Source organism: Paenibacillus riograndensis SBR5 (assembly GCF_000981585.1).
GTDB classification, from domain to species: domain Bacteria; phylum Bacillota; class Bacilli; order Paenibacillales; family Paenibacillaceae; genus Paenibacillus_AQ; species Paenibacillus_AQ riograndensis.
The window spans coordinates 3,280,143-3,294,688 of the sequence record NZ_LN831776.1; the positions used below are offsets into that span (position 1 = coordinate 3,280,143).

Genomic DNA, 14,546 nt, shown 5'->3' on the forward strand with positions numbered 1-14,546 from the left:
CTATTTTATTCAGCGAATGTCGAAGAGTGCCGGGACTGCAGCCTTAAAATTGTAACGGGTTCCCCAAAGAGGAGGCAGTAAAGTGAATGAGATTATTAGCGAATGTATGAGAAGACTTGATCAGTCGCTGGGGTATCTGGAGCTGGCAGCCGGAGGGCTGACGGAGGACCAGATATGGTTTCGTCCGCGGACCAGGATGAATGCGATAGGCAATCTGTGTCTGCATTTGGCCGGCAACGAATATCAGCATCTGGCCTGCGCGGTCGGGGGGCGTCCGGCAGAGCGGGACAGGCCTTCAGAATTTTTGACCCGTGGAGGCTTTACACCGGAGGAACTGCTGGAGTTATTGCGGGAAATAAGACGGGAGAGCCGGGCTGTAGTCAATGGATTGACCGAAAAGGATCTGGAACGGGTCGTCACTGTGCATTATCCTGAAAATTCAGAAATGGATAGTTACAGCTGGAGTATTCAAAAGATACTGATCGGTACGGCAGAGCATTATGCCTACCATACCGGCCAGATTGTGTATCTCGCAAAATGGATGCAGGAAGAGGATGTGCATCTGCTGAACTGGAAGCATTACGACTGAGTGTCTCTTAGGCGTTCCAGCAGCGCCACCGTTTCGCGGATTGCCGGGCCTTGAATATCCTCCAGCGAGACATCGATCATCGGTTTACAGGCCTGGAGCTTATTCAGGAACTCCGCAGTGTGGAACAATCCCCGGCCAGCCTGGCCATGGCGGATGCGGATTCCCTCGGCATACATATCCTTCAGGTGGGCCAAAATGATCCGGTCCCCGAACAGGCTGAAGGCATCGTCCACAATCTCATCCTGGTTCTGGACGTTATCTCCGATCAAGTTGCAGGGATCGAAGACTACGCCAATTGCGCTGGAGGGGACTTCGTCGAGAATCCGGCGCACTTTGGCCGGAGTGGACAACGTATGGGTGCTTACGCCTTCCAGCCCGAGGAAGACTCCCCATTTTTCCGCTTCCTCGGCCAGCTCCTCGACCGTGGCCCGCAGGGTTTCCCAGCCCAACTCCTCATAGCGGTAAGGCTCAAATTCGGCAAAAGTGGTCAGCGCACCGGTCTCCGTAGCGACCATTGGTGCGCCGAACTGCCGGGCATAACGCAGATGCTCCTTGAACCGCCCGATCTCCAGCCGGCGGATGGCCGGATCGGGATGAATCGGGTTAATGTAACAGCCGAGCACACCGATGCGGATTCCCGCGCGGTCAAACTGTTCAGCGATATAATTGGCAAGGCCCGGGCTAAGCTTGCCGGTCGAGGTATCTATATCCTGTATAGCTTTGGACAAGGCCAGCTGGACGAAATCGATTCCATAATCTTGAAGCGCGGCAGTCAGCTCTTTCAGGGGCAGACAGCCTGCGGTGTGGGCCAAAGTTCCGTAACGGATGGTAAACATCTCCTTTTGGAAAATAGGGATTTGTATTATTATTAACTTTATATTAATAGCGCTTACAGTTACTTGCAATCATAAAGCGCTGACAGAATAGGAGAGCATGCAATGAATACGATAGAGCTCCGCAAGCAGGAACTCGAGAACTGCCGTCCTGAACCGACACTGGAACAGGGAGTAGTCAACGAATTTTGGGATGGCATCCTTGCAGAGTATGCCCGCAAACCGCTGGAGATTATTTCTGTGCCCGAAGTGACGCCATATCCGGGAATGCGGGTAGACAAAGTCAGCTTCCAGAGCTTTGATGAAACAAGGGTCCATGCCTGGCATATTCAGCCTGCACAGGCGGGAAACGGCGGGGGTCCGCTTCCTTGCATCATTACATTTCCCGGCTATACCGGGGACAGGGGATATCCGGAGCGTTACGCTTCCTGGCTGCTGCTCGGCTATTCCGTTCTGGCCGTGGATGTGCGGGGACAACTGGGAGAGACCGGAAATCTGCTGCCCATGGAGAGCGGAGTGGCTAAGGGCTGGATTACGCAGGGACTGCTGGAGAAGGAACATTCTTATTATATGGCAGTGGCTATGGACACCGTCCGCGCAGTGGAAACGGCTGCACAGCTTCAGGGCGTGGATCCGTCGCGTATCGCGATTACCGGCGGCAGCCAGGGCGGGGGCATTGCTCTGCTGGCTGGTGCTCTGAGCAGCAAGATCGCCGCTGTGGCCGCAGACATCCCCAATCTGTGCCGGCTGGATTTCGGCGTGCTGAATTCAACCAGCTCCCTGACCGAAATCGGCGCTTATGTGCGGCGTTATCCGGAGCATCTGGAGCGGGTGCTGGATACGCTTGCTTACTTCGATATCGTGAACCTTGCCCCGCGCATTACGGCCCCGGTTCTGATTTCTGTCGGCTGGAAGGATACCGTCTGCATGCCGGAAAGCGTATATGCCGCTTATAACCGCATAGAGTCGGATAAGCAGATTATGGACTATCCCTTCTCCGGACATGAGGTTAGTGAATATCATCTCCGGCAGAAGGTGTTGTTCTTACAAAAGCATCTGGGTCAGGCGGAACGTTAGACGAAGAAAGCTGTCTCCTGAGATCGACAAAGAGGCGCCCCCTGTGGGCGCCTCTTCTTTGATGAACATTCTAAGCTGGCTGAGATTAAAGCGGATCATCCTTGTTAGCTTGTGATCCGGGCATACACGGCAAAGAATAGCGCCATTTCACCCATGATCAGCACATTCGGCACGTGAACTGCCATGTCCAGAATGTAAAAGCAGACCAGGACCGCTGTAAGCACCGCCAGATGAACGATTCCCAGCCGCTGCTGCTTATGCCGGTACACGTGGAAGACCAGTGTTGTCGAGGCAAAGTAGAGCAGCACGGAGCCGAAAAGCAGATTCACCATCAGCTCATAATGAAGCTTGTTCAGGAACAGCAGCTGGATAGAAGCGGCCAGCATGCACAGCGACAGGAAGATGAACAGATGTCCATAAATGATCGTCTGCCCGGCTGTATGAACATTTTTATCCACCTTTTTCTCCAGATTATCGTAATACTGCCACCACATGGCTATAATCAGCACGAAGGTCAGGCCCGCGAAGCCTACTGACTGCAGGGTCCAGGTGCTGGATTGCAGCACGGCAAGAATGCTCACAACGGACTCCCCCAGGAGAATCAAGGCAAACAGGGAGAAACGCTCCAGCAGATGGTGAGTATTGGCGGGTGTCCGGACCAGAATTTTTCGGCCCGCCAGCGGCAGGATGATGTCGACGGCAATTCCGGCGTACAGCACAGCATAACGGACCCAGGAATCAAAGAACAGGGAACAGGCGGATATCACCAGTCCGATCCAAAAGCGGCTGCCTAAATAATGAGCGGTGGCTCTAAGATGCCCGTTTTCCTTGGAACGTACGTAATGATATTGTACCGCAGTCATCGCCCGCAGCCCGAGGTAGCCTGTCAGAAACGAATAATAGGTCTGATCGAAATCCACGGACAGGCTTGCCGTCATAATCAGCACAAAAAACAATTGAATAATCAGAAAAATCCGGTGAGAGACAATGTCCTGCCCATACCGGTTGACAAACAGCGTCTGGCCCACCCAAGCCCACCAGATCGGGATAAAAATCAGCACGAATTTGCCCAGCGTTTCAAGCGAAAGGGTTTCGTCCTCTACATGCAGCAGCACATGGCTGGCTTTGGATACGGCGGCAACATACAGCAGATCATAGAAGAGCTCCAGCCAGGTTACTTTTTTTACAGTCATATAACGCTCCTTTGTTGTTCGGATGAATGCAGTTCTGCAGGGGCTGTTTACCCGGAGCGGTCTCGGTTATATGTTATAATAAAGGCACTCTACCGATGAGCGCAAGACAATCCGGGCATTAGAGGAGGAAACGCAGATGGAGAAGGACAGGGATCAGCTGCCGGCGGAAATCGCCGTGGAGAATTTCAAATACAGCGAGAAGAACGAGCAGCTGGTAAAAAAGAGCTTTTGGAGCAAAACCCGGAAGTTTGCCGGAAAAATCCCGTTTACCAAAGATGCTGTGGCGATGTATTACTGCGCCATAGATGCCAAAACCCCTTTGTGGGCCAAAGGCATTGCCTTCGGGGCATTGGCTTATTTCATTTCCCCCATTGACGCGATCCCAGATGCGCTGATCGGCCTGGGCCTCACCGATGACGCAGCAATTATTGCCGCAGGTGTAAGGGCGATTGCCGGCCAGGTAACGGAGGAGCACCGGCAGAAGTCAGAGGAATTTTTTGAGAAGGAATAAAGCATTCGATATAAGCTTGGCTGCACCTTCATAGAGTCTCTACCGGAGAGCTTTCTACGGAATGCTGTTTGGTCTGGTATTCTACGCCCCAATCCCTCATCAGCCGGATGATGGGGATGAGGGTCCGGCCGAACTCGGTCAGGGAGTATTCGACCTTCGGCGGAACCTGCTGATAGACCTCGCGGTGAACAACACCATCCTCTTCCAGCTCCCGGAGCTGCAGGGTCAGCATCCGCTGGGTGATTCCGGGACAGATCCGGCGGAATTCGCTGAACCGTTTCTTTTCCTCCATCATGTGGTACAGCAGCACGCCTTTCCACTTGCCGCCGATCACATCAAGGGTGAACTCCACAGGGCAGGCTGCCTGGTCGCAGCCCGGAGAATTACCGAAGCCGCCTTTACGGTCGCGCATAATAACGTCACTCCTTCAGTATCATTTTGTATACTACATTACATTAATGTGCGTACTTCAAAAATAATTATATATACATTAATATAAACGCATAAACTTCACTCCGTCAATGAAACGGAGTGAACCGAAAGGGAGAGTGACTATGGAATTTAATGCAGCAGCCAAAAAGGAAATTATCGCGGCCTATGAATTCAGACATGCTACGAAAGAATTCGACAGCAGCCGGAAGATCAGCGGAGAAGACTTTCAGTTCATCCTGGAAACCGGAAGACTCTCACCCAGCTCATTCGGCTTCGAGCCTTGGAAGTTTGTGGTGGTACAGAATCCGGAGATCCGGGAGAAGCTGCGCCAGTTTGCCTGGGGCGCCCAGAAGCAGCTTCCGACCGCCAGCCACTTCGTGCTGATTCTCTCCAGACTGCCCAAAGATCTGGCTGCCGGATCAGATTATATCCAGGGAATCATGAAGGATGTGCAGAACCTGCCTCCGGAAGTTGCTGAAGGAAAACGCAAGATGTATAACACCTTCCTGACAACCGATTTCGGATTGACAGGCAATGACCGTGCCCTGTTCGAGTGGGGCGCCCGCCAGACTTATCTGGCCCTTGGCAATATGATGACGGCCGCCGCCCAGATCGGCATTGATTCCTGCCCGATTGAAGGCTTCGACAAGCCGAAAATCGAAGAGATTCTGGCAGCTGAGGGCATTATGGATCCGGAGCATTTCGGAATCGCCTGCATGGTGGCTTTTGGCTACCGCCTGAATGAGCCGCGCGGTAAAACCCGGCGCAGCGCAGAGCAGGTCGTTCAGTGGGTATAAGGTAAGGCAACAAAAACTGCTCTGCCGGTGGTCACATAATACATTGTGCCTGCCTGCAAAGCAGTTTTTTGCTGTGTGAAGGTTTTGAATATACATAAAAGCTTCGAAAAATAATTGAAAAATTACTGAAAAATCTGCTAGTCTTATGAAGTGAGCAGTTTTGCACCGGATTGTCATTTCAAGATTGAAGGGATTCCTGCAGCATGAAAATCATTCGTATTATTGCCCAGGTAGCTGTACTGTACCTGTTTTTTCTCGCCGGGGATTATTTGCAGAAGCAGCTGCATCTTCCGGTTCCGGGCAGCATTGTCGGACTGTTGCTTTTGTTTATTTTACTGCTGTTCAAGATCGTGCCTGTGAAGCTGATTGAGGACGGCTCATTATTCATTCTGGCCTATCTGCCCATGTTCTTCATTCCGGCAACGGCCGGAATTATGAATCACCTGGATATTTTCAGCGGCCGGGGGCTGATGATGATTGGCATCCTGGTTGCCAGCAGTGTGCTGACGATGGTTGTGACGGCACATGCCACCGAGTGGATCACAGTCCTCAGGACTGGCAGCAGAAGCCGCTCTAAAATAACGGTTGCCCGCGAGAAGGGGAGCGAAGCATGAATATTCTGCTTGCCGCCGGCTTCGTCCTGATGAATGTTGGTATTTATCTGTTCATGGCCATGCTGTACAAAAGATTTCGTCTACCTGTGCTTCTGCCGGCGCTCACCGCAACTTTTACCGTGGTGGTTCTTCTGCTTGGCTTCGATATTTCCTATGACACTTATATGATCGGCGGGGAATGGATCAACCGCCTGCTCGGACCGGCTGTGGTATCCCTCGCTTACCCGCTGTATAAGCAGCGCCATGTGCTGTGGCAGAACCTCCCGGCCATACTTGGCGGTACGGTTATCGGGCTGCTGGTCGGCATGTTCAGCGGGATGCTGCTGGCGGCCGGCCTTGGTTTTTCCAAGCTGTATGTGCTCTCAATCTTGCCCAAATCCATTACGACCGCAGTAGCGATCCAGATTTCCAGCAGTCTTGGCGGGGACTCTTCCTTAACCTCCGTCTTCGTCATGATCGCCGGGTTTACCGGAGCCATTGGCGGGCCTTATATCATCAGACTGTTCAGAATCCGCAGCGAATCCGGCATTGGCATCGGCCTGGGGACCGCTTCCCACGCTCTGGGCACAGCCAAAGCGCTGGAGTACGGAGAACAGTCGGTGTCCATGAGTTCTGTGGCTATGACGGTCTGTGCGATTGTAGGTTCGATAGTAGGTCCAATCGTGTCATGGATCATGTATCATTAGAACATCCGGCCTAGCTTTTCACCCGCAGGCGGATCACATTCCACGAAGCTTTGGACAGAAGGGCGGTAATGCGGCCGTCCTCTGCCACCGCTGTTCCGCGGTCATGAGGCAGGACATTCCCTGGATGCAGCTTGGTGTTAGCCGCCTGCAGATCTTCATGCTCCATAACGGTATGCTGAATGACTTCAGTGGGTCCGAAGCTGCGCAAATCCACGGAAAGCTCCATTCCTTCGCTCAGATGGCGGTTTACAGCAAAGACGGTAATTTCACTAAGCTCCTCATTGTATACGCTTACTGCTTCCAGGTAAGGAACATCGGTGAAATCGCTGGAATCATATTTAGGACTGGTAATAAGCGGATGCAGCACCGTTCCCCGTCCGTAAAGGGATGCATGCATGTAAGGGTAATACGTAGTCTGGAGCCATAGCGGGCCTCCGTTCTCAGTCGTAATCGGTGCAATGGTGTTGATCAGCTGGGCAAGGCAAGCCATCTTCACCCGGTCTGCATGCTTCAGCAAGCTGATCAGGCAGCAGCCCACCGCCAATGCATCCTCCATATTATAGACATCCTCGAATTCCGGCGGAGCAATCTGCCAATGGGTTTCCATCCGGCTTGACCCCTGGGATTTCCACACATTCCATTCATCCAGCGACAAGTAAATTTTCTTTTTGCTCTTCTTTTTGGCTTTGATATAATCGCATATCGCTGCCACGCTGTCGATGAACTGGTCCAGATCCAGTGACTTGGCAAGAAAGTTGGCGGTGTCGCTATCGTTATTGTTGTAGTAGGTATGCAGGGACAAGAAATCCACATTGTCATAAGTCAAATCCAGTACAGTCGCTTCCCACTCGGCAAAAGTGCTCATGCCGCTGCCCGAGCTTCCGCAGGCAACCAGCTCCAGCGACGGGTCCACCCAGCGCATGGCTTTGGCGGTTTCATTGGCGAGCCGTCCGTATTCCACAGCGGTTTTGGCCCCGATCTGCCAGGGTCCATCCATTTCGTTGCCGAGGCACCAGGTCTTGAACTGGTGAGGAGCCTTCACCCCGTGGGAGATCCGCAGGTCGCTCCAGTAGGAGCCGGAGGGATGATTGCAGTATTCAACCAGGTTTCTGGCGGCGTCAATGCCGCGCGTACCCAGATTCACAGCCATCATGACCTCGGAACCGGCCAGCTTGGCCCATTCTGCGAACTCATTGGTACCTACATGATTCGTTTCGGTGGTCCACCACGCAAGTTCCAGTGTTTGCTTGCGTTCCGCTTTTGGGCCAACTCCATCTTCCCAGTTATAGCCGGAGACAAAATTGCCGCCGGGATACCGGATAATGGGAACATTCAGTGCCCGGACGGCATTCAGAACATCCTGGCGGAATCCGTTCTCGTCCGCCGTAGCATGCCCCGGCTCATATATCCCCCCGTAAACGGCACGGCCCAGATGCTCGATGAATGAACCGTAGAGACGCGGATCTACCTCAGCCAGCTTGAAGTCTTTGTCGACAATCATGGATGCCTTAATGGTCATAGTCAAATTGCTCCTTTATAGAATTAATATAAATCTTAATTGATGTTGCATTTTTATGATTACATCATACGAATGATCCTTTATAATTAGCAATATAAAAATTCAGGATTAACTTAATTGCTAATTCTTGCCCTTTGGAGGACAGATTGGAGGATAGAAATGTATTTAACAACGAATTCTGAATCGCTTAGGGTATATGAAGCTTTGGCCAGCGAGGTGCGGCTGCGCATTATTGATCTGCTGAGTGACCGGGAGATGCATATCAAAGAGCTTGCCGCAAGCCTCTATCTGAGCAGTGCCATTATCAGCTCCCATGTCGCCAAGCTGCAAAGGGCCGGCATCGTCAGCTCACAAATGAAAAGAATAGACGGCGGAACCTATAAATACTGTTCACTGTCCGCGAACTTTTTACAGATCAAGCTGGCGGGCTCACGCGGCATTTCCCGAAAAGTGGTTGAGGTATCGGTCCCTGTGGGGCATTATACAGATTTGCAGGCGGCACCAACATGCGGCATTGCTACAACGGAGAAGCTGATCGGTTATTATGATGATCCGCGGTACTTTTTGGACCCGGAGCGTGTAGATGCCGGAATCCTGTGGTTTGCCAAAGGTTATGTGGAATATAAGGTGCCCAATTATCTTTTTATGGATCAGAAGGTGCAGGAGATCGAAATCACCATGGAAATTGGCTCAGAGGCCCCCCATGTGAATGAGAAATGGCCTTCGGATATTACGTTTACCCTGAATGGAGTAGAGTTGGGAAAGTGGACGAGTCCCGGTGACTTCGGCGTAATGAGAGGGCGGCTGACGCCGTCCTGGTGGAATTCCAATGTGAACCAATATGGGCTGCTGAAGGTGCTGCGGATTAATTCCGGAGGGACTTACATAGACGGACAGCAGATTTCTGCGGTGACGCTGAATGAAGTATCCTGGCAGCAGGATCAATGGAGCTTCCGGTTAACCGCTGAAGACAGCACCCGGCGGCGGGGCGGATTAACTTTGTTCGGCCGGGGCTTCGGCAATTACGAGCAGGATATCGTATTCAGGGTATATTACGAATAAGGCGGGGAACGGCGTTACGGTGTGAATGAATCTCAGCATGTTTGCGAAACAGTCCAATGGGTAACTATAAACTAAGTAACCCATTAACCTGCACAGCATGCGAAGGAGGATTTCAACATGTCAGATCATATCAAAAATGAAGCGGACATCCGCAATAAAGAAAGTAAAAAAGACGATTCGCTCGCAGAACGCAAAAAGATGGAAAATGGTGTGGACATTGAGCCGGAGGCCGACGACTGGGTAGCCAAACCTGCGGATACCTCCCATCCTGATCCGTTCCCTAAGAGCTAAAGACAGCGTCCCTGTCTTCTGACAGGCTATCCTCACTGGATAGTCTGTTTTTTGAGCGGCCCGTATTGAGAATCGATTAGTAAATAATATATACTGGAATCAAATATAAGCACGATCAAGTAAAAGTACAGTACAGTCACGCGCGAACTCAGGCATGTCTTCATTCTCCAGTGCATCGCAGATTTCACAAGTCTCTGGGCAATCTATATTGCGGGGAGGAATCGTTAATGCGGAGTCGAAACGAGAACGGCCGGTACCGGCAAAAGCGCGGGGATGCGCTTGTGGGCAATCTTGAGAAAAAGTACGGTTCGGACTTTGGCGTACGCAGCGACATGAAGCTGGAGACGCTGAGAAGGCAGCATGGCGGACAGTCACTGACACAGCTGCTCAAGGAGCAGCACGACAAAAACTAATCTACAGGGAACGCAATCTGAAGCTTCCCGGAAGTCATAACATAACCTGCGGGTTATGTTTTTTTTGTTAATGCTCATGCCCCAACTGGCTGATGGCTTCATCAAGTATTTCGTGTAGCGTTGGCCCTCCCGGAGTTGAACTAGTCCAAAAAAAGACCGCTGCACGTACCGCGGCAATTAGCATCGCTGCTAATAATGTCGGATAGATATCCCGCGTCAGATCCTTTTTTGTACGTTCTGCGATGACCTTCGCGAGGTTTCGTTCGAACTCGATCTCTGCCTTTCGCTGTGCGCCGATCAATGCGGGATCATCCCGAAGGAGGATCATGTGTGCCAGCCATTGCCGGTCCGCTGGCTCTGAAAACCCGGCAAGAACTGCGGCCCGGAGCGAGTCCTTTAGAGCTTCACCGGGCGGTCGGTCGGCTAACGCAACAGCAATCTTCTCGGAACGTTGATATGCATTGCCGATGATGGCCGCTTCTTTAGAAGGGAAATAGTTATTGAATGTTCGCAGGGAGACATTTGCGGCAGCGGCAATGTCCTCAACCCGAACCTGGCCAACCCCCCTTTCGATTGCGAGGTTAAGGGCTATTTCGATGAGCGTTCGCCGTGTCTCATCCTTCTTACGTTCTCTCAAACCGGATTTTTCAGTCTTCATATCAATCTGTTCCTCCAATTATGCGGATAGTCAAAGATCCATGGCGCTGAAATTACACAGCACCATGGACTAAATATCAATAATGCTAATTATTATTTCTGCTCAACTGAAGTCTGAATGTTATAATCGAGGACTTCGTCCAGCCAATCAAACATTACCTGGTAGCTAAGCGGCAGATTGTTAATTTGACAGTGCAGGTCAGCGCCATCCTCTTCAGTCCCAAAAAAGATAGCATTCTTCTTGTTCGGTGCTTTCTCGTAAGTCTCAACCGCTTGTCTCTTCATCTCAGGATGTTCGGCTTCCGAGTACATGGAGAGCAAGGGACACTTGACGTCTCGCGGATCAACGTCGAGCGCTTCCTTTGCTGCATCATACCATTCTACGATACTATCGAAGCCGTGTGACCAAACTGATCCGGCGAATAGTGCCTGGCCTGTATATGGCATCTTTTCAGTTTGCTTTGCCGCTTCATCCGCGCTGCCTCGAAGAAACGAAGGCATGCCGCGTTCAATGAAGGTAGCCATTGAGTATACCGGTGAGTTCGGAACTGCTGCAGCAAAACGGTCATCGCAACTTGCATGAACCATTGTCTTGGCGCCGCCATAGCTCATACCGCTTACGACCAATCGGGCAGCATCCACATCAGGGCGGGCGAGGAGGAAATCAGTGGTGGCTCTATAGACGTTGTGCAGCTCCTCCTTCGGGAAGTTTTTGGCTGTCGCCTCGGGTTCATAGAATCTGACACAGACATCCCAAGGAAGATCAATGATCAGCGCATTATATCCCCGGTCAATCGCCGCTTGTCCTCCGAGGAAGTAGGTGTCCTCCTTGTGTGTCTCTCCACCGTTGTGGAAAAGAATCGTCGGCTTTGGCACATCACTGTGCTCAGCCTTCAAAAAGCAGCCTGGGAACTTATAACCTTTGTATTCCACCTCCACCCACTGATGGGGAATCTGCCCAGATTTCGCATCAAGCGCCTTCCGGAAGCATTCCACACTCTTTTGATGAAACCGTGCGAAATCCGGTTCGTGCGGAAATGTACCGTAGAAGGCCGCTCTGTAGTACGAGTGGGCGCGTGTAAACGCCTCACCGGCGCTAAAGGAGTGGCCTCTCTTCAGACTGTCCTCTGCGGTTGCCTCAACTTTAATGGCTTCCTTCTCAAATTCATTCTTATAACTGGTAATGGAATTCGGATCAATCTGCCGGGCGAGTTTGAATAGCTCTCCCTGGGAAACGCCCCCGCAGTGCATAAACGAAAGCAACCACTGGAAAGTAAAGTCGATATCGTCACGCTCGAAGAATATCTTGTTTTTCAAACGCGCTGCGACCTTTGTATCTTGATCATCTACCATTTTACAGTCCTCCTTAAAGAATTTACAGTCTGGATTATCCTCAGCAGATAAGCTTAAGCAAGGGAAAGAGTTGACCACTGCGCAAACCCGGGCCCGTGAATAAGCGTCCAGCGATCTAATCTCTGTAGCATATTATTGCATATTAAGCAAAAATGCACAACGCGAAAAATTGCATAACATGCAATATTTTTTTAAAGACTATTTTTTATTCCGTCGCCCGCCGAATGTGAGCTCCATAAGGTGCTGTATATTCTGCAAACTGCCGTGTATGGGGAACCGTTTTCTCGAATGAACTCAATATTAACTAATATTTACCATAATGATTCCCGTTTTTACCGGGCATACTACCTCCCAATATAACCTGTTCATAACAGGGAGGGGGCGGGACCTATTTCGATTACACAGTTGCTTTTGCTGGGGGATGCTCCGGGTTCGCTGCTGGCCGGTGAATATTTTTTTTATTTTATGCTGTATTCCTTTCTGGGCTGGGTTCTGGAGGGCAGCTATAATCTATACAGCCTGGGAACGTTCCGCAAGGAAGGGTTCCTCAAAGGGCCCTTTAAGCCGATGTACGGCTTTGCCCCGCTGCTGCTGTTGGCTGCCAAGGACCTGGGGCTTTCGCTGCCGCTGATGATCCTGCTGGCGTTAATCATCCCGTCTGCTGTCGAATACACCAGCGGATTGCTGCTGAAGTCTGCTTTTCATAAGCAGTGGTGGGATTATTCGGGGATGTCCTACCAGCTGCAAGGGCACATTTGCCTGAAATTTTCCTTATACTGGTGGGGGCTGGCGACGGTCTGTGTGTATGGCCTGCAGCCGCTCATCGAGAGGCTGTATCTCCGGATTTCCGCATTGTGGATGCTGCTGCTGCCGCTTGCGGCGCTGCTGCTTGCAGCCGATCTGCTCTGGACCTGCCGGACCCGGCGGCGCAGCGTGAGGGGGCTTGAGCTTGGGGAAGGCTAAACGCAGGTTTTATGCGAAGTTGTACGGAATATCCAGGGACATTGTCAGCCTGCCGGGCTGGCAGTGTCCCTTTGCTGTTTGTATAGACAAGGAATACATGCTAGTCTTGTAAAATATAGTGAGATAGGTTTATCAAGAAAAACGTGGTTCGGGAGGGCGAATGTGCAGGATTGGAAAGGCCAGCATCGTTATTATTGTGATGGAAACTTTCATCATCGGGATTTTGGCGGGCTTGCTGCTGGTTGCAACGGGCAAGCAGGAGACAAGGGATCAGTCTGATTTGATCACCCATTTTGACCGGATGGATTTGAAGCGGATTGAAAAAATGATCACTGGATTCAGTGAAGGTAAAGGCGATAAGCTAACCATGCTCCAGTGGGGGATAGACAGCGGGCCATTCATTCATGATTTATATAACGATGGCAGGGAGATCCACTGGACCGTGGATAATACCAGAGACGGGATGAGCGCAAATCCAGGAAAGACGGAATATGTATGCAGGGCAATCGGACTTGCCGAGACCGCGGACTTCTACAGGGTTGAGGTTTCGGATTGCGACGGCTATGCCAAGGATGAGCAGATCAGCTTGATTTCGTTCAACAAGGATAGATTATAAGGAGGGTTAACATGCCGATATCTGAATATTACCGCAGTCTGCGCAATAAGGTCGGGAGCGGATTGTTGATGGTGCCGTCTGTCGCAGCAGTGATCCGGAATGAGGAAGGCGATATTCTCCTGCTCCGCAAAGGAGGGGAACAGCTGTGGGGTTTACCCGCAGGTGCCATTGAACCTGGTGAGACCCCCTCAAGGGCACTGCGCCGGGAGGTGTTTGAAGAAACGGGTTTAATGGTGAATCCGCTGCGGATTATTGGCGTATTCGGCGGTGAGAAGTATACATATGAATACATCAACGGGGACCGGGTTCAATATTCGGTCATTGTATTTGAATGTGCAATCGTCAAAGGGACGCTCCGAAGTGTGGACGGGGAGGCAGAAGAGCTGGTGTTTTTTAGCGGGGATGAGCTTCCTGAACTGGCGATCCCCTATCCCCCGGAGATATTTAGGGGAGATGATGCTGCTGATCGGGCCATCTTCGAATAAGGCTGTCATCAAGCTATGGGGATGAATGTAATGAGGTCCAAAATGATATATAGCTCTGCTGTGCTCCTGGCGATGATCATGGGCCTCGGCTCCAGAGCTTTTGGCGAGCGGCTGCCGCCGTTTGCCGCCAGCCATCTGGGGGATGCACTCTGGGCATCGATGATTTATTTTGCCTGCCGTGTGCTGTTCACCCGGAAACCTCTGTGGCAGTCGCTGCTCCTAAGCCTGTGCTTCAGCTTCGGAATTGAGTTCAGCCAGCTCTACCAGGGGGAATGGATCAACGGGCTGCGGACTACCAGGTTAGGGGGATTAATTCTGGGAAAAGGATTCCTCTGGATTGATCTTCTACGCTATACGGTGGGGATTGTTTTCTCCTATGCCTTGGACCGCTTTTGCTGGCCTAAAAAATCTAATAATGATGTCTAACGCCGCAACAGGACATGTCTATGAACCGT

At 51.4% G+C, this 14,546-nt stretch carries 19 protein-coding genes; 13 read left to right on the forward strand and 6 right to left on the reverse strand.

Going from position 1 to position 14,546, the window contains the following annotated elements:
• The first annotated feature begins 82 nt into the window (after positions 1-82).
• A complete protein-coding gene (locus PRIO_RS13400; protein WP_020434028.1) occupies positions 83-589 on the forward strand; it encodes a DinB family protein in 507 nt (168 codons plus the stop codon).
• Here the strand turns inward: PRIO_RS13400 and PRIO_RS13405 are convergent.
• A complete protein-coding gene (locus PRIO_RS13405) occupies positions 580-1,425 on the reverse strand; it encodes a sugar phosphate isomerase/epimerase family protein (RefSeq protein WP_020434029.1) in 846 nt (281 codons plus the stop codon). The genes PRIO_RS13400 and PRIO_RS13405 overlap by 10 nt on opposite strands.
• 102 nt (positions 1,426-1,527) lie before the next feature.
• Here PRIO_RS13405 and PRIO_RS13410 point away from each other — a divergent pair, with 102 nt between their 5' ends.
• Complete coding sequence (locus tag PRIO_RS13410; RefSeq protein ID WP_020434030.1) at positions 1,528-2,499, forward strand: acetylxylan esterase; 972 nt, start codon at positions 1,528-1,530, stop codon at positions 2,497-2,499.
• Positions 2,500-2,603: 104 nt separating this feature from the next.
• On the opposite strand, the gene PRIO_RS13415 is transcribed toward PRIO_RS13410, so the two are convergent.
• Positions 2,604-3,692, reverse strand: a complete 1,089-nt coding sequence (locus PRIO_RS13415) for a low temperature requirement protein A (protein WP_046502895.1) — start codon at positions 3,690-3,692, stop codon at positions 2,604-2,606.
• Between the two features lie 136 nt (positions 3,693-3,828).
• Here PRIO_RS13415 and PRIO_RS13420 point away from each other — a divergent pair, with 136 nt between their 5' ends.
• Positions 3,829-4,203: a YkvA family protein gene (locus PRIO_RS13420; RefSeq protein ID WP_020434032.1), complete on the forward strand. Its 375-nt coding sequence runs from the start codon at positions 3,829-3,831 to the stop codon at positions 4,201-4,203.
• Positions 4,204-4,231: 28 nt separating this feature from the next.
• On the opposite strand, the gene PRIO_RS13425 is transcribed toward PRIO_RS13420, so the two are convergent.
• Positions 4,232-4,615, reverse strand: a complete 384-nt coding sequence (locus PRIO_RS13425) for a winged helix-turn-helix transcriptional regulator (protein WP_046502897.1) — start codon at positions 4,613-4,615, stop codon at positions 4,232-4,234.
• Between the two features lie 142 nt (positions 4,616-4,757).
• Here PRIO_RS13425 and PRIO_RS13430 point away from each other — a divergent pair, with 142 nt between their 5' ends.
• The 3 genes from PRIO_RS13430 (at position 4,758) to PRIO_RS13440 (ending at position 6,732) form a co-directional block, all read left to right on the forward strand.
• Entirely contained in the window at positions 4,758-5,432 is a 675-nt protein-coding gene (locus tag PRIO_RS13430; protein WP_020434034.1) for an NAD(P)H-dependent oxidoreductase, read from the forward strand.
• 203 nt (positions 5,433-5,635) lie between these two features.
• Positions 5,636-6,046: a CidA/LrgA family protein gene (locus tag PRIO_RS13435; RefSeq protein ID WP_020434035.1), complete on the forward strand. Its 411-nt coding sequence runs from the start codon at positions 5,636-5,638 to the stop codon at positions 6,044-6,046.
• Entirely contained in the window at positions 6,043-6,732 is a 690-nt protein-coding gene (locus tag PRIO_RS13440; protein ID WP_020434036.1) for an LrgB family protein, read from the forward strand. The genes PRIO_RS13435 and PRIO_RS13440 overlap by 4 nt, the downstream gene beginning before the upstream one ends.
• 10 nt (positions 6,733-6,742) lie before the next feature.
• On the opposite strand, the gene arfA is transcribed toward PRIO_RS13440, so the two are convergent.
• Positions 6,743-8,251 carry an arabinosylfuranosidase ArfA gene (gene arfA, locus PRIO_RS13445; RefSeq protein ID WP_020434037.1) on the reverse strand — a complete coding sequence of 503 codons (1,509 nt, stop codon included), beginning with the start codon at positions 8,249-8,251 and terminating at the stop codon, positions 6,743-6,745.
• A gap of 159 nt (positions 8,252-8,410) precedes the next feature.
• Here arfA and PRIO_RS13450 point away from each other — a divergent pair, with 159 nt between their 5' ends.
• The 3 genes from PRIO_RS13450 (at position 8,411) to PRIO_RS13455 (ending at position 10,017) form a co-directional block, all read left to right on the forward strand.
• Complete coding sequence (locus PRIO_RS13450; RefSeq protein WP_020434038.1) at positions 8,411-9,313, forward strand: ArsR/SmtB family transcription factor; 903 nt, start codon at positions 8,411-8,413, stop codon at positions 9,311-9,313.
• A 117-nt stretch (positions 9,314-9,430) separates the two neighbouring features.
• Positions 9,431-9,604 (forward strand): hypothetical protein, encoded by a 174-nt coding sequence (locus PRIO_RS36050; RefSeq protein ID WP_020434039.1) that lies wholly within the window; start codon positions 9,431-9,433, stop codon positions 9,602-9,604.
• Positions 9,605-9,831: 227 nt separating this feature from the next.
• Positions 9,832-10,017: a hypothetical protein gene (locus PRIO_RS13455; protein ID WP_020434040.1), complete on the forward strand. Its 186-nt coding sequence runs from the start codon at positions 9,832-9,834 to the stop codon at positions 10,015-10,017.
• A 67-nt stretch (positions 10,018-10,084) separates the two neighbouring features.
• Here PRIO_RS13455 and PRIO_RS13460 read toward each other — a convergent pair whose 3' ends face one another.
• A complete protein-coding gene (locus tag PRIO_RS13460) occupies positions 10,085-10,675 on the reverse strand; it encodes an acyl-CoA-like ligand-binding transcription factor (RefSeq protein ID WP_020434041.1) in 591 nt (196 codons plus the stop codon).
• A gap of 92 nt (positions 10,676-10,767) precedes the next feature.
• Positions 10,768-12,027 carry an alpha/beta hydrolase family protein gene (locus PRIO_RS13465; RefSeq protein ID WP_020434042.1) on the reverse strand — a complete coding sequence of 420 codons (1,260 nt, stop codon included), beginning with the start codon at positions 12,025-12,027 and terminating at the stop codon, positions 10,768-10,770.
• A gap of 405 nt (positions 12,028-12,432) precedes the next feature.
• Between PRIO_RS13465 and PRIO_RS13470 the strand changes: the two genes are divergently transcribed.
• From PRIO_RS13470 to PRIO_RS13485, 4 genes are all read left to right on the forward strand, one after another.
• Positions 12,433-12,990 carry a putative ABC transporter permease gene (locus PRIO_RS13470; protein ID WP_231869884.1) on the forward strand — a complete coding sequence of 186 codons (558 nt, stop codon included), beginning with the start codon at positions 12,433-12,435 and terminating at the stop codon, positions 12,988-12,990.
• 160 nt (positions 12,991-13,150) lie between these two features.
• A complete protein-coding gene (locus PRIO_RS13475) occupies positions 13,151-13,606 on the forward strand; it encodes a DUF4362 domain-containing protein (RefSeq protein WP_020434045.1) in 456 nt (151 codons plus the stop codon).
• An 11-nt stretch (positions 13,607-13,617) separates the two neighbouring features.
• Positions 13,618-14,091, forward strand: a complete 474-nt coding sequence (locus PRIO_RS13480) for an NUDIX domain-containing protein (RefSeq protein ID WP_020434046.1) — start codon at positions 13,618-13,620, stop codon at positions 14,089-14,091.
• A 42-nt stretch (positions 14,092-14,133) separates the two neighbouring features.
• Entirely contained in the window at positions 14,134-14,517 is a 384-nt protein-coding gene (locus PRIO_RS13485; protein WP_231869885.1) for a ribosomal maturation YjgA family protein, read from the forward strand.
• Positions 14,518-14,546 lie beyond the last annotated feature (29 nt).

Excerpts from the sequence above, each read along its gene's own strand:
- arfA (WP_020434037.1), bottom strand. The coding sequence starts at position 8,251 with ATGACCATTAAGGCATCCATGATTGTCGACAAAGACTTCAAGCTGGCT.
- PRIO_RS13455 (WP_020434040.1), top strand. The coding sequence starts at position 9,832 with ATGCGGAGTCGAAACGAGAACGGCCGGTACCGGCAAAAGCGCGGGGAT.
- PRIO_RS13465 (WP_020434042.1), bottom strand. The coding sequence starts at position 12,027 with ATGGTAGATGATCAAGATACAAAGGTCGCAGCGCGTTTGAAAAACAAG.
- PRIO_RS13420 (WP_020434032.1), top strand. The coding sequence starts at position 3,829 with ATGGAGAAGGACAGGGATCAGCTGCCGGCGGAAATCGCCGTGGAGAAT.
- PRIO_RS13430 (WP_020434034.1), top strand. The coding sequence starts at position 4,758 with ATGGAATTTAATGCAGCAGCCAAAAAGGAAATTATCGCGGCCTATGAA.
- PRIO_RS13475 (WP_020434045.1), top strand. The coding sequence starts at position 13,151 with ATGTGCAGGATTGGAAAGGCCAGCATCGTTATTATTGTGATGGAAACT.
- PRIO_RS13425 (WP_046502897.1), bottom strand. The coding sequence starts at position 4,615 with ATGCGCGACCGTAAAGGCGGCTTCGGTAATTCTCCGGGCTGCGACCAG.
- PRIO_RS13435 (WP_020434035.1), top strand. The coding sequence starts at position 5,636 with ATGAAAATCATTCGTATTATTGCCCAGGTAGCTGTACTGTACCTGTTT.
- PRIO_RS13410 (WP_020434030.1), top strand. The coding sequence starts at position 1,528 with ATGAATACGATAGAGCTCCGCAAGCAGGAACTCGAGAACTGCCGTCCT.
- PRIO_RS13450 (WP_020434038.1), top strand. The coding sequence starts at position 8,411 with ATGTATTTAACAACGAATTCTGAATCGCTTAGGGTATATGAAGCTTTG.
- PRIO_RS13460 (WP_020434041.1), bottom strand. The coding sequence starts at position 10,675 with ATGAAGACTGAAAAATCCGGTTTGAGAGAACGTAAGAAGGATGAGACA.
- PRIO_RS13480 (WP_020434046.1), top strand. The coding sequence starts at position 13,618 with ATGCCGATATCTGAATATTACCGCAGTCTGCGCAATAAGGTCGGGAGC.
- PRIO_RS13485 (WP_231869885.1), top strand. The coding sequence starts at position 14,134 with ATGATATATAGCTCTGCTGTGCTCCTGGCGATGATCATGGGCCTCGGC.
- PRIO_RS13440 (WP_020434036.1), top strand. The coding sequence starts at position 6,043 with ATGAATATTCTGCTTGCCGCCGGCTTCGTCCTGATGAATGTTGGTATT.
- PRIO_RS13415 (WP_046502895.1), bottom strand. The coding sequence starts at position 3,692 with ATGACTGTAAAAAAAGTAACCTGGCTGGAGCTCTTCTATGATCTGCTG.
- PRIO_RS13405 (WP_020434029.1), bottom strand. The coding sequence starts at position 1,425 with ATGTTTACCATCCGTTACGGAACTTTGGCCCACACCGCAGGCTGTCTG.
- PRIO_RS36050 (WP_020434039.1), top strand. The coding sequence starts at position 9,431 with ATGTCAGATCATATCAAAAATGAAGCGGACATCCGCAATAAAGAAAGT.